This window comes from Marinobacter caseinilyticus (assembly GCF_011074955.1).
Lineage (GTDB): Bacteria > Pseudomonadota > Gammaproteobacteria > Pseudomonadales > Oleiphilaceae > Marinobacter > Marinobacter caseinilyticus.
On sequence record NZ_WUQJ01000031.1, the window covers coordinates 1 to 14526 of the forward strand.

Below are 14526 nucleotides of genomic sequence, written 5' to 3' on the forward strand. Positions count from 1 at the left end.
CACTTTCTTGCCGAGAACCTGTCGGAACTGGTTGCCGAAGTGGGCAAGGGCTACGGCCACATCTTCGCCGCCGCCGGCACGACGGGCAAAGATTTCATGCCTCGCGTCGCGACCTTGCTGGACGTTGCTCAGGTTTCTGACATCATTCGCGTCGAGTCGGAAGACACCTTCGTGCGTCCCATCTACGCCGGCAACGCGATTGCGACGGTGAAGAGCGGCGACAGCATCAAGGTGGTTACCGTGCGTCCGACAGGTTTTGACCCGGTAGGCGGCGAGAGCGGTTCTGCGACGGTTGAAGCATTGGACGTAGTTAAGGATGCGGGTCTTTCATCGTTCGTCAGCGAACAGAAAGCCGAATCCGACCGTCCTGACCTGGCCAGTGCCGGCATCGTTATTTCCGGTGGCCGCGGCATGCAGAACGGCGAAAACTTCAAGATGCTGGAGCAGGTGGCGGACTTGCTGGGCGCCGCGGTAGGTGCTTCGCGCGCAGCCGTCGATGCCGGTTTTGTTCCGAACGACATGCAGGTTGGCCAGACGGGTAAAATCGTCGCTCCGGATCTGTACGTGGCGGTTGGTATTTCCGGTGCCATTCAGCACCTGGCCGGTATGTCTGACTCCAAGGTGATCGTTGCGATCAACAAGGACGAAGAAGCACCGATCTTCCAGGTTGCGGACTATGGCCTGGTTGCCGATTTGTTCGAAGCAGTCCCTCAGCTGGAGAAGAAGTTAGAGAAGTCGATATAAATTGTTACCATTGTTGTGCTTTCTTTCGCCCTCTCCCCGAGGATTTTTTTAAAGTTTTACTGACTCTTAGGCACCGCGAGTCAATAAAACCTGACACTTTATGGTTATCAGACATCTCGTTTAGGGTGGCAGTATTACCACCTACGTCGGTATCCTGTCAGAGAACATTAAAGTTTGATAAAAAACCTATAATTTTGATGCAATTTCGCCTCAGAAAAATTCTAAAGTTTGACATTTTTCGAACTCGGCGACATTTTCCGCAGTGAATCTAATGACAATAAACTTTGATCTTTTCCTAAGAAACCACAGAGTCTCAGCCTTGTCACGGGATTACCTGATTACCCATCAGGCACTAGACGCGCCACACCGAATATACTCAATATGACCGCTAACCGGCTAAATTCGAAGGTAGACTCCTATATTGTACTGTTCAAGACTTAGTTCCCGGATGTTCAGCAGATAACACAATGCCCCAAAGCTGACCATCCAGGCCCTGGTGCCTCGGTATCAGCCAGGTTTATTGGTGGGCAACAGACCTGTCAGTATACCCAGGCAGTGCAGCAGGAAGTAGTCGCCCCAGATCAGCTCATTCTCGGTGGCGACACCGCGCATTGGATCGAAGCAGCCTCGTGTTAGCATTGCGGGCCGGATAGCGCCATTGCCCCATGGCGCGACCACAACATAGTCACGACAAAGTGTTTTGACGGTGTTACGGGCTATTCGTTGATAATCCTGCGCGGCTTGGCGATCATCAAGAACAGTAGCCAATGTCAGCAGGGCATAGCAGGCGATAGAGGTGGCAGAGGTGTCCTTCGGAGTGTCGGCTTCTTGGGGCGCGTCGAAATCCCAGAAAGCCACCCCGTCGTCAGGCACATTCTGGGTCCACCATCTACACACTTTTTCGGCATAGTCACGGATTTCACGATTCTCCGGATACAGTGCCGATAGATAAGCGTAGCTCATCATAGCCCAAGCCTGCGCACGGGCCCAGGTAGAGTTCGGGCCGTAGCCCTTGTGGGTATAGGTTTTGATCAACTTCCCGGTCTGGTTGTCAAAGCTAGCGGATTGGCATACTGAGCCATCCTCGCGCACACAAAAGTCAGCGTTAGTCAGGGCATGGCGGATTGCCACATCCCTGAATTTATCGTCACCAGTCTTCTCCGCAGCCCAGGCAAGCACTAGGCTGGCTGATAGGCTGTCGATGTTGGTTTCGTTCTCGCCGACCGTGTGGGCCTCTTCCGCCGATGTGCCCAAGGGCATCAGACCGATATTTGGGCGAAAAGTAGCGTACAGGCTACTGGCCGCAGCTAACGCCAGTGTCTCGGCTTTCCTGCTACCCGCAAGATCTGCCCCAACAGAGCACCCAAAATAGAACAGGAAGCCCCGAAATACCGAATCGGAGTCAACCCTCGGCTCAAGGCGCTCTACCCACTCCTCGGCCGCTTGCCAGAGTGATGAATCGCCAGAATAATGACCGCTCAACCAGAGTACACCGGGCCAGAAGCCCCCCGTCCAGAAACCATCTTCCGTGGTAGTCCACTCTCCGGTCGTCGTGTCGGCGTAGTGGGGAAACCCAGTTAATTGTTTTTTCAGAGTGAGACGCGCCCGCTCCACCAGACCTTCAATGGTTTGGTCAAACAAGCGCTTTTCGTCATTGCCGTATGGTGATTTGACGTTCATGATTTAGTGCCCCTCTTAATTGTGTTTGATTGCCAATCAGGTAATAACTCCGCGTTCCTGGAAGTCTCTGATCTCGTTTTCGGAGTAGCCAAAGTCACTTAGAATCTCACTGGAAAATTCGCCCAGAGCGGCGGGTGGCCGTGGCATTTCTTTACCCTGGCTGGCCAGTTTTACCGGATTGCCAACCAGTTGGACTGATCCATGGCCGGGTATGTCCACCTCCCGCAAAATATCGTTCTGCAGGGTTTGCGGATGTTTCAAGGTGTCGTCCAGATCCATCACCGGGGCACACAGGATGTCGGTTTTGGATAATCGCTTTACACATTCATCGGTGGTATAGCGTTCCATCACCGGCCCGAATTTTTCCTGAACTATGTCGGCATGCTTACGTTGTAGAGTGGAGTTGGCGAGCAGTGGATCCGCGCTCATGTCGTCTTCGCCAAACGCCATGCACATGAGTTGCAGTGGGTTGTCCCGAAACAGAGTGAGAACAGTGATCCAGCCGTCCGAGGTCTTGAAGATCATGGCGTACTGAACCCAGTCGGTGCGGTAGTCGTAAAGTGCTCGACTGGAGGTTTCCAGCAGTTGCATGGCAATGGCGACATCAAACAGAGAAGTAGTTACGAGGTCACCTTTACCGCTGCGTTCCCGTCCCAAAAGTGCCGCCAGCACCCCCTGAGATAACGATGCCGCAGTGGCATAGTCGACTATAGGGGTGGCAGTAAGACGGGGACGGCCACCGGGCTCAACCCCATTCATGGCAAAGCCGCTGAGAGACTGCGCCAGCATATCCTGGCCCGGCATACCTGATAACGGGCCCTTTGCGCCAAAGGCGTAACCAACCGCATACACCAGCCGAGGATTGCGCTTAGAGACTTCGTCGTAACCAAAGCCGAGTCGCTCCATGGCACCGGGCCGAAAGTTGTGAATCAGCACGTCGGCGTTATCAATCAGCTTGCCAAGGACTTCTCGGCCTTCATCCTGCTTGAGGTCGAGGCACAGGGTCCTCTTATTACAACCAACCGCAGCGTAATAGCAGCTCATTTCCTCACGGGCGGTGCCGACCTCGTCGAGATCCCGCATAATGTCGCCTCGGGGCGGTCGCTCAATCTTAATTACGTCGGCGCCGTAATCCCCAAGCATCTGCCCGGCAAGTGGCACCTGCATAACCATGCCAAGCTCTAGCACGGTGACCCCAGAAAGTGGTTTCATTGATTTCCTCCGTCATTCCATTTTACTTACTGACCGTATAGTATTTATTTAATATACACAAGCCAGTTTGACAAGTACTGATCGTTATTCTATTTCACAAGGCACGCCTTGATAGCCGGAGACGCTTTATGGTTCTAAACGAACAATTACCTGCATTCGCGATTCCCGATTCGCTCTCTGAGTGGACATTACCCAAAGTGGCTGCACGGCGCTTGGAGGCCTCACCCGATGCAGTTTTTGCCCGCGAGGTCTCGGGTAATCGAGAGACTTATGGCCAGTTTATGGCCCATGCGGAGGCGCTAGCAGCGCATTTCCTTCAGGTAGGTATTGAGCCCGGTGACCGTATCCTGATATTTGCTGCCAACAGTATTGCCGCATTGCACGCATGGATGGCTGCAGCGCTAGTTGGCGCGGTCGATGTGTCGGCGAATACCGGCTATCGCGGTAACTCTTTGGCCCATGTCCTCAACCTGGCCAAACCCAGCCTGATTGTCAGCGATGCTGACTTAATGCCGTGTATTACCGAACTGACTTGGGACTTTTCCGGCGTCCGGCAGATTGTCGTTATCGACAACACGGAAACTGGTCCTAGCGAACTGGTCAAAGCATTTGAGGCAAAAGGGAATATCCGCGTGAGGCATCACCAAGAACTCATCGCCAAGCCAACACTATTGAAGCAGCCTTGGCCAGAGATTCAGCCCTCCGATGCAGCGTCTGTGGTGTTCACATCTGGCACCACTGGTCCCGCCAAGGGCGTGGTGATGCCCCATGGCCACGTCTGCCTGTTGGCTAACACCACCGCAGGGGAAACAGACATGACCGCGTCTGACGTGTTCTACAGCGCCCACCCTCTGTTTCACATTGCCGGTAAGTTCATGGGAGTACTCGCCATCTTTGCCGCCGGCGGAACACTGGTTCTTGACCGAAAGTTTGACGCTAAACGCTGGCTGGATCGCATCCGGGAAAGTGGAGCAACCATCAGTATTGCCCATGGACCGATGATAGAAATGATCCAGGCAGAGCCGCCACGGTCCGAAGATTCAGATAACGTTCTTACCCGTCTGATGTGCTGCCCATTGCCTAAACGTGATGGTGATGCCTTTCTGGAGCGGTTTGGCGTCAAGGGTATCGAAATGTGGGGTATGAGTGAAGTTGGCTGCCCATGTTGGACGTCACGGCAATTCTCTGCGGTTTCTGGCTCCTGCGGCAAAGTACTAACGGAATGGTATGACGTGGAAGTCGTCGATCCGGAAACAGACCGTCCGGTACCGGACGGCACCGCAGGTGAAATTGTGGTCAGGCCCAGGCACCCCTGGACTACCATGTTGTGCTACATGGGTATGCCGGAAGAAACCGTGAACGCATGGCGAAACCTTTGGTTTCATACCGGAGATATCGCCGTCAGGGATAGCAACGGCAACATGTTCTACATCGATCGCAAAGGCGACCGTATCCGCCGCCGGGCCGAGAATATCTCCTCATTTGATATCGAAGCTGCAGTGGCTGACTTTCCTGGTGTGAAGGAATGCGTGGCGGTGGGTGTTCCGTCGAGCTATGAGAACGACGACGATATTCTGGTTTATATCGTAACCATGGAGGACGCAGTAGTTGAACCACCGGCGCTGTTGAGTTTCCTGGCACGCGCACTGCCCCATTTCATGGTGCCACGCTATATAGAAATCATCGACGAACTACCGAGAACACCCACCAACAAGGTGAAGAAAAAGCAGCTATCACAGCGCGGCATTCAAACCAGCACCTGGGACCGCAAAGCCGCCGGCGTCAGCCTAAAGGAGCTTATCGACGAGGGATAAACAGCATTAGGTAAACCCAATGGGATAGCTTAGCCGATACCGTGCAACAACATGCGCCGCACATTTTTGACCAGATCGGGGCCGCTAATTTCAGCGCCACGCAGGTGCCATTCCAGCATCATGCCATCGTGGACCGCCACGATCATGGAGGCGAACGAGCGTGCGTCAATGTCTGACGACATCGAACCAACGGCCTGGGCCTCGCTGACCACCGCCTCGACAGCGGCGTGTACATCTCCGTATAGCTCCCTGATTGCCGTGGCGATGACATTCTCCTGGCGAGCGAACTCGATGGCTATCTGGATCATGAAGAGCAGCTCGTTGGGCCGTTCCGCGCCGAAATCAGCACCCTTGTGGATATAGCGGATTATGCGGTCCACATGGCTGCCGACAGGATTTCTCAGAGTGGCCACCAGACCATCCACAAGATCCTCACGAAGAACTTCAAACATGTGCAGGATCAGCTTTTCCTTGCTGCCAAAGTAAAAATAAACCGAGCCTTTAGTGAGGCCGGCTTTTGATGAAATAGCCTCCAGGCTGGTGGCATGGTATCCGCGTATCACAAACAATTCGAATGCAGCCTGTATCAACCGATTCATGCTGCGTTCACGAGATATTTCGTTCTTGTTAAGTTTCTTGCCCGTCGTAGTCAACTTTGTTTCCTAAATGAATTCAAACTCTCGAATAAATGGTTTCCAGCTTGCGCACCGGTTCATTCGTATATAATACAGTAAATGGAAAGTGCCGCTAAATCGTGCTTTTTATCTGCTCGGCACGCTCTAGCCGCCGGGCCCATCACCCTGGCTTGTCACATCTATGCTTCCCGCTCACCATCCAACAAGCGGTGCAGCCTATAAGGGTTTTCCTCCTTCAGAGCATGCGGGAGCAGGGCGTCGGGGAAATTCTGATAACATACAGGCCGGAGAAAGCGTCGAATAGCCGCGCTGCCTACCGATGTGGTGCGGCTATCAGAGGTGGCCGGGAAAGGCCCCCCATGAACCATGGCATGGCAGACTTCTACACCTGTCGGCCAGCCATTGACCAATATCCGGCCAGCCTTCGTTTCCAATATTGGGAGTAGTGATTGCGCAGCCCCCATGTCGCCCTCATCCATGTGCAGAGTGGCTGTGAGCTGTCCTTCGAGGCTCTCGGCAACGCGCTGCATCTCCTCCAGTCCCTCACACTCGATAATCAAGGACGCGGCCCCAAAAACCTCCTGTTGCAATGTTTCATCTATGAGAAAGTCGCTGGCATGGGCGGCAAATAAACGGGGTTGGCAGGCGTTCGAGACTACGCCTTCCTCTCCACTCGCTAGACACTGGACGTCGGCATTGCCGGATAAACGCTCAATACCCTGCGTATAGGCTGCATGAATATCCGATGTCAGCATGGTCTGAGCATCCGCTTGGGCAACGGCATCCGTGGCAGCTTGTTTGAAGGCTTCAAGGGCTTTGCCACGACAGCCAATGATCAGCCCCGGGTTGGTGCAGAATTGACCTGCACCCATACTAAGGGATACCGCGAATTCCATGGCAAGGTTACCAGTACGGGCCGCAACGGCTTCTGGCAGGATGAATACCGGGTTAATACTGCTCATTTCAGCGAACACCGGAATCGGTACGCTGCGCTGCTGCGCAATCGCTGTCAGGGCTAACCCGCCGCGCCGCGAGCCAGTGAAGCCAACCGCCTGGATGCAGGAGTTCGCCACCAGGGCCTGGCCGATCTCGTTGCCGACACCGAACAACAGTGAAAATACGCCATTCGGCATCTGACAGAGCTTGGCCGCTTGTTGGATTGCCCGGCCCACCAACTCCGATGTACCGGGGTGGCCTGGGTGGCCCTTGACCACCACCGGGCAGCCTGCTGCCAACGCGGATGCAGTATCGCCGCCTGCGACCGAGAACGCTAGCGGGAAATTACTAGCCCCGAAAACCGCAACTGGCCCGACAGCGATGTGCCGCTGGCGCAGATCAAGCCGGGGCATCGGCTGGCGCTCAGGAAGCGCCGGGTCCACCCTGACGTCCAGCCACTCACCGTCACGCACTACCGAGGCAAACAACCGGAGCTGACCACAGGTACGACCGCGCTCACCTTCAATCCGGCCCTTCGGTAGTCCAGTTTCAGCCATCGCTCGCTCAATCAGTCCGGAGCCGAGAGCCTCGATTTCCGTGGCAATAGTTTCGAGAAAACTGGCTCGCGCTTCCAGAGAAGTTTCGCGATACTCACCAAAGGCCTCCAGGGCCAAACTGCAGGCTTGTTCGATATCCTTGCTACTGGCACCGGGGAATTCTGGCTCCAGGCGCTTTCCGGTGGCAGGGTCAACCGGTTCAAGGGCAGCCTGATCCCCCCGGTAGCTGGTCTGACCAATCAATTGGTGTCCTGATACAGTCATGATGATCTCCTTCGTATGTTCGGTGGTCGAATTATTTTCAAAGTTTAGCCTCGGCCATTTAGCCCAGCAGTATTTCTGGCAACCAGGTCGCTAGCTCCGGGAATACCAGCACCACCGCCAAGGTAATGATCTGGAGGATGATGAACGGAATAACTCCGCTGTACATATGCCGTAGGGTGATCTCCGGCGGCGCCACCGCTCGAAGATAGAATATTGACGGTGCCATGGGTGGAGTCAGATAGCTGGTTTGCAATACCACCAGGAAGGCAATACAGAACCAAATCGGGTCAAAGCCAAGGTTCAGCACCAGAGGCATGGCAATCGGGATGACGATCAGCACCACCGAAATCAAGTCAAGGACAAAGCCAGCTACAAATGTCAGAAGCAGAATCAATGCAATCACACCCCAGGCTGGGATACCCAGGTCGTTTAGCAGCGTCTGGATTGCCAACATCCCACCTGATGCAAAGAACACCCCCGCAAACATACTGCCGCCCAGAACGATGAGCAGGATCATTGTAGTTATTAGCAGGGTTTTCATCAGGGCGTTACCAAACAAGGACCAGGTAAACGTGCGATAGATAGCCGATAAACCAACCGCTCCCAGCGCACCCCATGCAGCTGCCTCCGTGGGTGTAGCAACACCCATAAGGATGCTGCCGAGCACGGCGAAGATAAGTATTGAGGGCGGAATCAGCGCTACTGCAGTTATTCGCAGTTTCTGTCCAAGGCTGTACTTGGGGCCACCCTCCATAGTGCGGGGAGCCATGGCCGGTTTGGCAACAGCAACACCGACCACGTAAAGACCAAACAGCACAGCCATGATCAGGCCAGGCAACAGCAGACCGGCAAACAGCTCACCCACCGAAACATTGGCAACCGGACCCAGCACAATCACTGTGATGGAAGGCGGAATTACCGTGCCCAGCGACCCACTGGCGCACACGGTGCCGGAAATCAGCCGTTTGTCGTAGGCGTGTTTCAGCATAACCGGGACGGTTAGCAATCCAATCACGGCCTCTGTGGCGCCTACCACTCCGCTGATGGCAGCAAAGATGGCACCCATGATAATGGTGCTAAGAGCCATGCCGCCGGGAAGTCGCCATGTCCAGATATGGATAGCCTCAAGCAACTTGGATGCAATACCGCTTTTCTCCAGGAAAGCTCCCATGAAGACAAACAGGGGCACTGCGGCCAGTACCGAGTTGCCCGCCACGCTGTCAATCTGGGAAATCAACTGGAATGACGCGGCATCGCCGAACTGAATAACACCAAAGATAAACGCTGTGCAGATCATCGACAACGCAATGGGAAAACCACCCAGAAGGAAAATCAGGAGAACCGGGAACATCCAGAATCCGATGTATTCAGTCATGCCACACCCCCGGCTCTTTGTCGCCCTTAATTAGAATGGCAATGGAGCGCACCAATTCGACCGCGGTTTGCGCGGTTAGTATACCGAACCCGACAACCCAGACGGTTCGGAACGGCCAGATCACAGGATTCCAGCCTGAAGCTCCGGAGGTTTCCTGGTACTCGTAGGCCTCCAGCGCATACAAAAATAACGCGTCAACGATCCAGACCAGCGCCACTAACAAGATGGCCAGGCCGATCATGTCCATGGTCGCTTTGCCTCGCGGCGGCATAATGGCATAAAAGAGATCTACGTTGACGTGTTGGCGGACCTTCAGCGCGTACGCCATGCCCAATAGAAAAATTGAGCCCATGAACATGTAGCTCATTTCGTAGGCCCAGGCTGTTGGTGAGTTCAGGATATAGCGGCTAACGACCTCATAGGTCAGCGAGCCGATCAGCGGCACGATCAGCAATGCACCGATTAGCGCAGCGGCTTTCGAGAACGCATCCACAGTTTTTCCGAGGAAGCTAAAAACTTTCATTATGCATGCCTTGTTGCTACCGATGACCCCGACCCGGGAGCAATTTGGCTTGGGCCGGGGGCATCGTGTCTCTTACAACGTAGGGCCTCGCACATAGAAATAGAGGCCCGGGTAACACCCTGTTGTTAATGCTTACCGCCGATGGGAAAGCGATACTCGGGCCAGACTGCCAATTGACCCTCGAAGTCCCTCAGGGAATTAAGCACCCTGGCAAACCACTTATTGTCCTCGGCCTGCTCGTCTTCCCACTTGTTCGTGGCTTCTTCAATTGTCGCCATGAAGTCCGGATCAAGGTGCACAATTTCATTGTCACCGTCGGTCATCTCCTTGAATGCGGAGAGATCAGCATTGGCACCGGCACTCCAGCTTTCATACATGGAGAGCCTTGCCGCCGTGGCGATCGCCTGCTGGTCTTCCTCGGACAGGCCAGTCCAGACGTCCTTGTTGATTTCGCACTCAAGGACGCCGCCGGGCTGGTGCATGCCGGGTACGACCACATACTTAGCTATATCGGTGAAACCGGTCGGCTTGTTGATTTCCGGGCTGCCCCATTCAGTGGCGTCGATAACCCCTCGGTCAAGCGACGTATATACCTCGGCTCCAGGCATCACAATGGTGGAAGCACCAAGGTTTGACGCAATCTCGGCCCAGGCGCCGGAGGTGCGAAGCTTCAGACCCTTGAAGTCTTCGTGGGTCTGAACTTTCTTATTTGAGTGCAGAAAAATTTCCGTGCCAATAATCGCGCAGGGGAAAGACACCACATTGAACTCTTCATCGCGGTACTCTTGCCAAAGTTCCAAGCCACCACCCTCGTAGAGCCACATCAGATAGCCTTCCGGGGTAGGGGAACCAGCATAACCAGCAAACAGCGCAGTGGTTCGGTCCCTGCCCCAGTCATAGGCCATCCAGTTGTGGCCAATCTCAACAACACCGCGGTTGACTGCCTCGGTGACTTTCAGCGGGTTGGAAAGCGTACCGCCCGGAAAGACATTGATTGTGATGCGGCCACCGGTGAGGTGCTCCACATTTTTGGCAAAGCCTTTAGCATCCCTTTCCAGCCAAGGACCACCACCCCAGGGTGTAGCCATTTTCCAAGTTACTTCCTCGGCCATGGCACCACCGGTAGTAAGGGTTAGGCTGGCGGCTATGACGGCCACCTTGATAGGGTTTGTGAGTTTCTTCATTATTGAACTCCTCTCAGTCTTGCGTAATTGGCCGGTTCACCCTGACGGTGTTCCGTCCGGTTCTTGTTGTTATGAACTGTTGTGATGGATTGGCTCTGCGGTTCTCAGGATTGACAGGATTTAACCGGTGGCCATACGAGCCCTGTCACATTCGAGGGCTCAGAAACGGCTTTGTTGATCTTCGCTTCTGACAGACCTAACTCTCGGAGGACCGTATGCGAACTGTCCTTGCCATCAGTAACACCCGGTATGGTCGGGGTTCGGGAATAGCGGGGAATGGCCGGAGTAGCATAGGTGTCACTGCCAGGAAACCGCGCCTGTACATGCGGGTGTCGGAACACCTCATCTGGCGCCAACACCGGTGAAACGCAAGCATCCCGGCCCTCGAAATGCGCCACCCAGGCGTCACGGGACCGGCTGGCGAATAACAGCTCGAACTGCTCAGTCATGGCGGGCCATGTATCCGGGTTCATGTGATCTGGCATTGGCTGCTCAAAGTTCAACCCCCGCCACAGATTGGTGAAAAATGCGCTCTCCAAAGCCCCGACCGCCAGATACTTGCCGTCGTTGCAGACGTAGCAGCGGTAGAAAGGCGCTTCTCCGGTCAGCAGTCCTTTGCCGCGAGAAGGCAACACTGGCTTACCCCAGTCCGGATAGTGCATCGTCATCAGCGAAAGACAGCCATCTACCATGGCGACATCAAGGAACTGGCCCAGTCCCGAGCGCCCCCGCTCCAGCAGGGCTCCGAGGATAGAATAGGCGGCGTAAAGCCCGCCCGCGGCAAAGTCGGCAATAATATTCAACGGCAGTGCTGGTGGCCCATCGGCCGGGCCCATGGCGCCAAGGGCGCCGGAAAGACCAACATAGTTGATGTCGTGGCCTGCCTCTTGAGCGAGCGGACCATCCTGGCCGTAGCCGGTCACCGAGCAGTACACCAGTTTCGGGTTGTCTTGCTTAAGGGCTTCATAGCCGAGGCCTAGGCGGTGCATAACACCAGGACGAAAGCCTTCCATCAAGACATCCGCATCGGCAGCCAACAGGCGGAATGCATCCAGACCTTCTTCGCTTTTCAGGTCAAGGTTCACAAAACGCTTTCCGCGTCGGTAGCAATCAATCGGCAAGCCGGAGCGGCCGCCGCCAACAACAATAACCTCTGCCCCCATATCCGCCAGCAACATTGAGCCGTACGGACCTGGTGCAAGACGAGTCAAGTCCAGCACACGGGTGCCTTTCAAGATTGAATTCTGGCCAGTCATATCAAACTCCTCATGGTCACAACCTCAGCCCATGGTTTCTTTCAGCATGGCGAGGAAGTCCTCAGCCGACGCTGGACGCGGATTGGTGGCGGTGGAGTGGTCTTCTTCGGAAAACTGGGCCATATCCTCGAGCTCCTCGTCCGGCACACCCATTTCACGAAGATTCTTCGGCATGCCAAGTTCGGCATTCAGACGCTCGAATTCTGCTGGCAGATCGGCATCGGCCGCTAGGCCCATGGCGGCCTTGAGGTGGTCAAATTTGTCACCGCAATGACTCTGGTTAAAACGCAGTACCGGGGGCAACAACACCGCGTTCAGCGTGCCATGGTGGAGCTTTAGCTCCTTCAGGCCACCAAGGGCGTGGGACATGGAGTGAACTCCCCCCAAGCCCTTTTGGAATGCCAGCGCGCCTTCAAGGGCCGCAATCATCATTTCACTGCGTGCTTCCATATCGGTTCCGTCGTTGACAGCACGAATCAGATACTTCGAAGCTCGGCGCAGACCGTCCAGTGCAATGGCATCGGCCGGCGGGTTGATCTTGGGGCTCAGGTAAGTTTCAACGCAATGGGCAATAGCATCCATCCCGGTTGCGGCGGTTAGGTTGGCCGGAAGTGAGCGTGTCAGTTCCGGGTCGCAAATGGCCAAGTCTGGGATCAAGTATGGGGAAAGAAATCCTAGCTTGCGGCCGTCCCGCAGCGTTATCAGGGATGCCCGGCCTACTTCGCTGCCGGTACCTGCGGTGGTGGGTACTGCAACCAGGGGGACGGTTGGGCCGATTTTGGCAACGCCACCATCGATAGCCGCATATTGGCGCAGTGGCGGCTTATGGGTTGCGAGCAAAGCTACGGCCTTGGCAAGATCGATACTGGAGCCGCCTCCGATGGCAACAATACTATCGCAATTGTTAGAACGATAAGCTTTCAGGGCCTCTTCCACCGCCACTTCAGTTGGATTGGCAGGTGTGCCATCGTAAATGGCAACATTGTCCGGAAGCTTGGCAGTTGCCTTCGCCTTATCAAGCAGGCCGGTTGATGACAAGCCGGCATCGGTGATGATCAGCGGCTTGCTTACTTTCAGGTTTGCTAGCTCATCATTCAGTGAAGCCATTGCGCCTGTGCCTAAGCGGATATTGGTCAGGTAGTTAATCTGGGCAATCATGGTTTTCGCCTTAATCTGAAAGCATGGCTTTAGCGACGATCAATTTCTGGATCTCGCTGGTTCCTTCGTATATCTGAGTAATTTTCGCATCACGCATCATGCGCTCGACGGGGAAATCGGTCAGATAACCTGCACCGCCATGGAGCTGTACGGACTCGGTGGCCACTTTCATGGCAACATTGCTGCAAAATAGCTTGGCCATGGAGGCTAGGGTGCGGGCCTCAGGCTCTTTGTTTTCAACCGCTTCACAGGAGCGATAAAGTAGTTGGCGGGAGGCTTCGATTTCGGTTGCCAGGTCGCCAATGGTGCCGCGGATCATTTGAAAGCGTGCCACTTGCTGGCCAAAAACCTCCCGCTCCTTAACGTACTTGATGGCGGCATCAAATGCCCCTTGGGCAATACCGAGCGCCTGAGCCCCAATTAACGGCCGGGTATAGGCCAGTGAATCAGTGATGTACTGGCGGCCTTCTTTCGAGTCACCGAGGAGCCGGTAATCGTCAACCCGGCACTCTTCAAAAATTACATCGGCAGTGGGGCTGCCCCGCACACCCATCTTCGATTCCAGCTTGCCGAAGGAGAGACCGGGGTCAGATTTATGCACCGCAAACACACCAAAGCTGTTTTCACCGGTACATGCCAGGACCGAGTACCAGTCGGAGCGGCTGGCATTGGTGATGTAGCGCTTCTGGCCGTTGAGCACCCACTGGCCATCCTTGTACTGGGCGCGACTGCGAGCACCCCAGACGTCAGAGCCGCCGTGAATTTCAGTCAGACAGATGGAGGCCACGATGTTTCCATTAATGGCCGGTTTCATCACCTCTTCGACCAACTGCGGCGAACCAAACGAGGCTATTGGGCCGAGCCCGGCCCAGATCACCATCAGCGTAAGCGACGAGGTGGCACAGACACGGGCGATTTCCTCCAAACAGATGCATTGGGCCAGCACGTCCCCAGACTGGCCACCGATGCTTTCATCAAAAGGCAGCGCAATCAGTTGTAATTCCTTGAATGCGGCAAGTGCCTCTTCGGGAAATCGCTTCTTTTCATCAACGTCCGCAGCATGAGGCTGAATTTTGGTTTCAGCCAAACGCCTCACCGCCTTGCGAAACTCTTCGTAATCCTGTCGTTCAAGCATCGTTATTTCTCCCCGTTTTTTATTGGTAGTGGGTGCGTGTTTTAGTTAATAAA

12 protein-coding genes are annotated in these 14526 nt (G+C 54.9%); 2 read left to right on the top strand and 10 right to left on the bottom strand.

The genetic code is table 11. The annotated features are described in order from the left end of the window. Positions 1-744 (top strand): electron transfer flavoprotein subunit alpha/FixB family protein (locus GRX64_RS15230; protein WP_166268605.1); only part of this gene is annotated, 744 nt, incomplete at its 5' end. Positions 745-1251: 507 nt separating this feature from the next. Here GRX64_RS15230 and GRX64_RS15235 read toward each other — a convergent pair. Together GRX64_RS15235 and GRX64_RS15240 are read right to left on the bottom strand one after the other, a co-directional pair. After that, on the bottom strand, positions 1252-2424 hold the full coding sequence (locus GRX64_RS15235; protein ID WP_166268606.1) for a glycoside hydrolase family 88 protein: 1173 nt from the start codon (positions 2422-2424) through the stop codon (positions 1252-1254). Between the two features lie 36 nt (positions 2425-2460). Further along, positions 2461-3636, bottom strand: a complete 1176-nt coding sequence (locus tag GRX64_RS15240) for a CaiB/BaiF CoA transferase family protein (RefSeq protein ID WP_166268607.1) — start codon at positions 3634-3636, stop codon at positions 2461-2463. A 128-nt stretch (positions 3637-3764) separates the two neighbouring features. Here GRX64_RS15240 and GRX64_RS15245 point away from each other — a divergent pair, with 128 nt between their 5' ends. Further along, complete coding sequence (locus tag GRX64_RS15245; RefSeq protein ID WP_166268608.1) at positions 3765-5450, top strand: AMP-binding protein; 1686 nt, start codon at positions 3765-3767, stop codon at positions 5448-5450. 29 nt (positions 5451-5479) lie between these two features. Here the strand turns inward: GRX64_RS15245 and GRX64_RS15250 are convergent, their stop codons facing one another. The 8 genes from GRX64_RS15250 to GRX64_RS15285 form a co-directional block, all read right to left on the bottom strand. Next, positions 5480-6049, bottom strand: coding sequence for a TetR/AcrR family transcriptional regulator (locus GRX64_RS15250; RefSeq protein ID WP_151983082.1), 570 nt, complete (start codon positions 6047-6049; stop codon positions 5480-5482). Positions 6050-6264: 215 nt separating this feature from the next. After that, entirely contained in the window at positions 6265-7842 is a 1578-nt protein-coding gene (locus GRX64_RS15255) for an aldehyde dehydrogenase (NADP(+)) (RefSeq protein ID WP_166268609.1), read from the bottom strand. A 58-nt stretch (positions 7843-7900) separates the two neighbouring features. Continuing rightward, entirely contained in the window at positions 7901-9217 is a 1317-nt protein-coding gene (locus GRX64_RS15260; RefSeq protein WP_166268610.1) for a TRAP transporter large permease, read from the bottom strand. Beyond that, positions 9210-9740 (bottom strand): TRAP transporter small permease subunit, encoded by a 531-nt coding sequence (locus GRX64_RS15265; protein ID WP_166268611.1) that lies wholly within the window; start codon positions 9738-9740, stop codon positions 9210-9212. Before GRX64_RS15265 ends, GRX64_RS15260 begins: the two co-directional genes overlap by 8 nt. Positions 9741-9865: 125 nt before the next feature. Beyond that, a complete protein-coding gene (gene dctP, locus GRX64_RS15270) occupies positions 9866-10924 on the bottom strand; it encodes a TRAP transporter substrate-binding protein DctP (RefSeq protein WP_166268612.1) in 1059 nt (352 codons plus the stop codon). A 104-nt stretch (positions 10925-11028) separates the two neighbouring features. Then, complete coding sequence (locus GRX64_RS15275; protein ID WP_166268613.1) at positions 11029-12180, bottom strand: CaiB/BaiF CoA transferase family protein; 1152 nt, start codon at positions 12178-12180, stop codon at positions 11029-11031. A gap of 24 nt (positions 12181-12204) precedes the next feature. Further along, positions 12205-13335: an iron-containing alcohol dehydrogenase gene (locus GRX64_RS15280; protein ID WP_166268837.1), complete on the bottom strand. Its 1131-nt coding sequence runs from the start codon at positions 13333-13335 to the stop codon at positions 12205-12207. A gap of 13 nt (positions 13336-13348) precedes the next feature. Beyond that, positions 13349-14473, bottom strand: coding sequence for an acyl-CoA dehydrogenase family protein (locus GRX64_RS15285; protein ID WP_166268614.1), 1125 nt, complete (start codon positions 14471-14473; stop codon positions 13349-13351). Positions 14474-14526 lie beyond the last annotated feature (53 nt).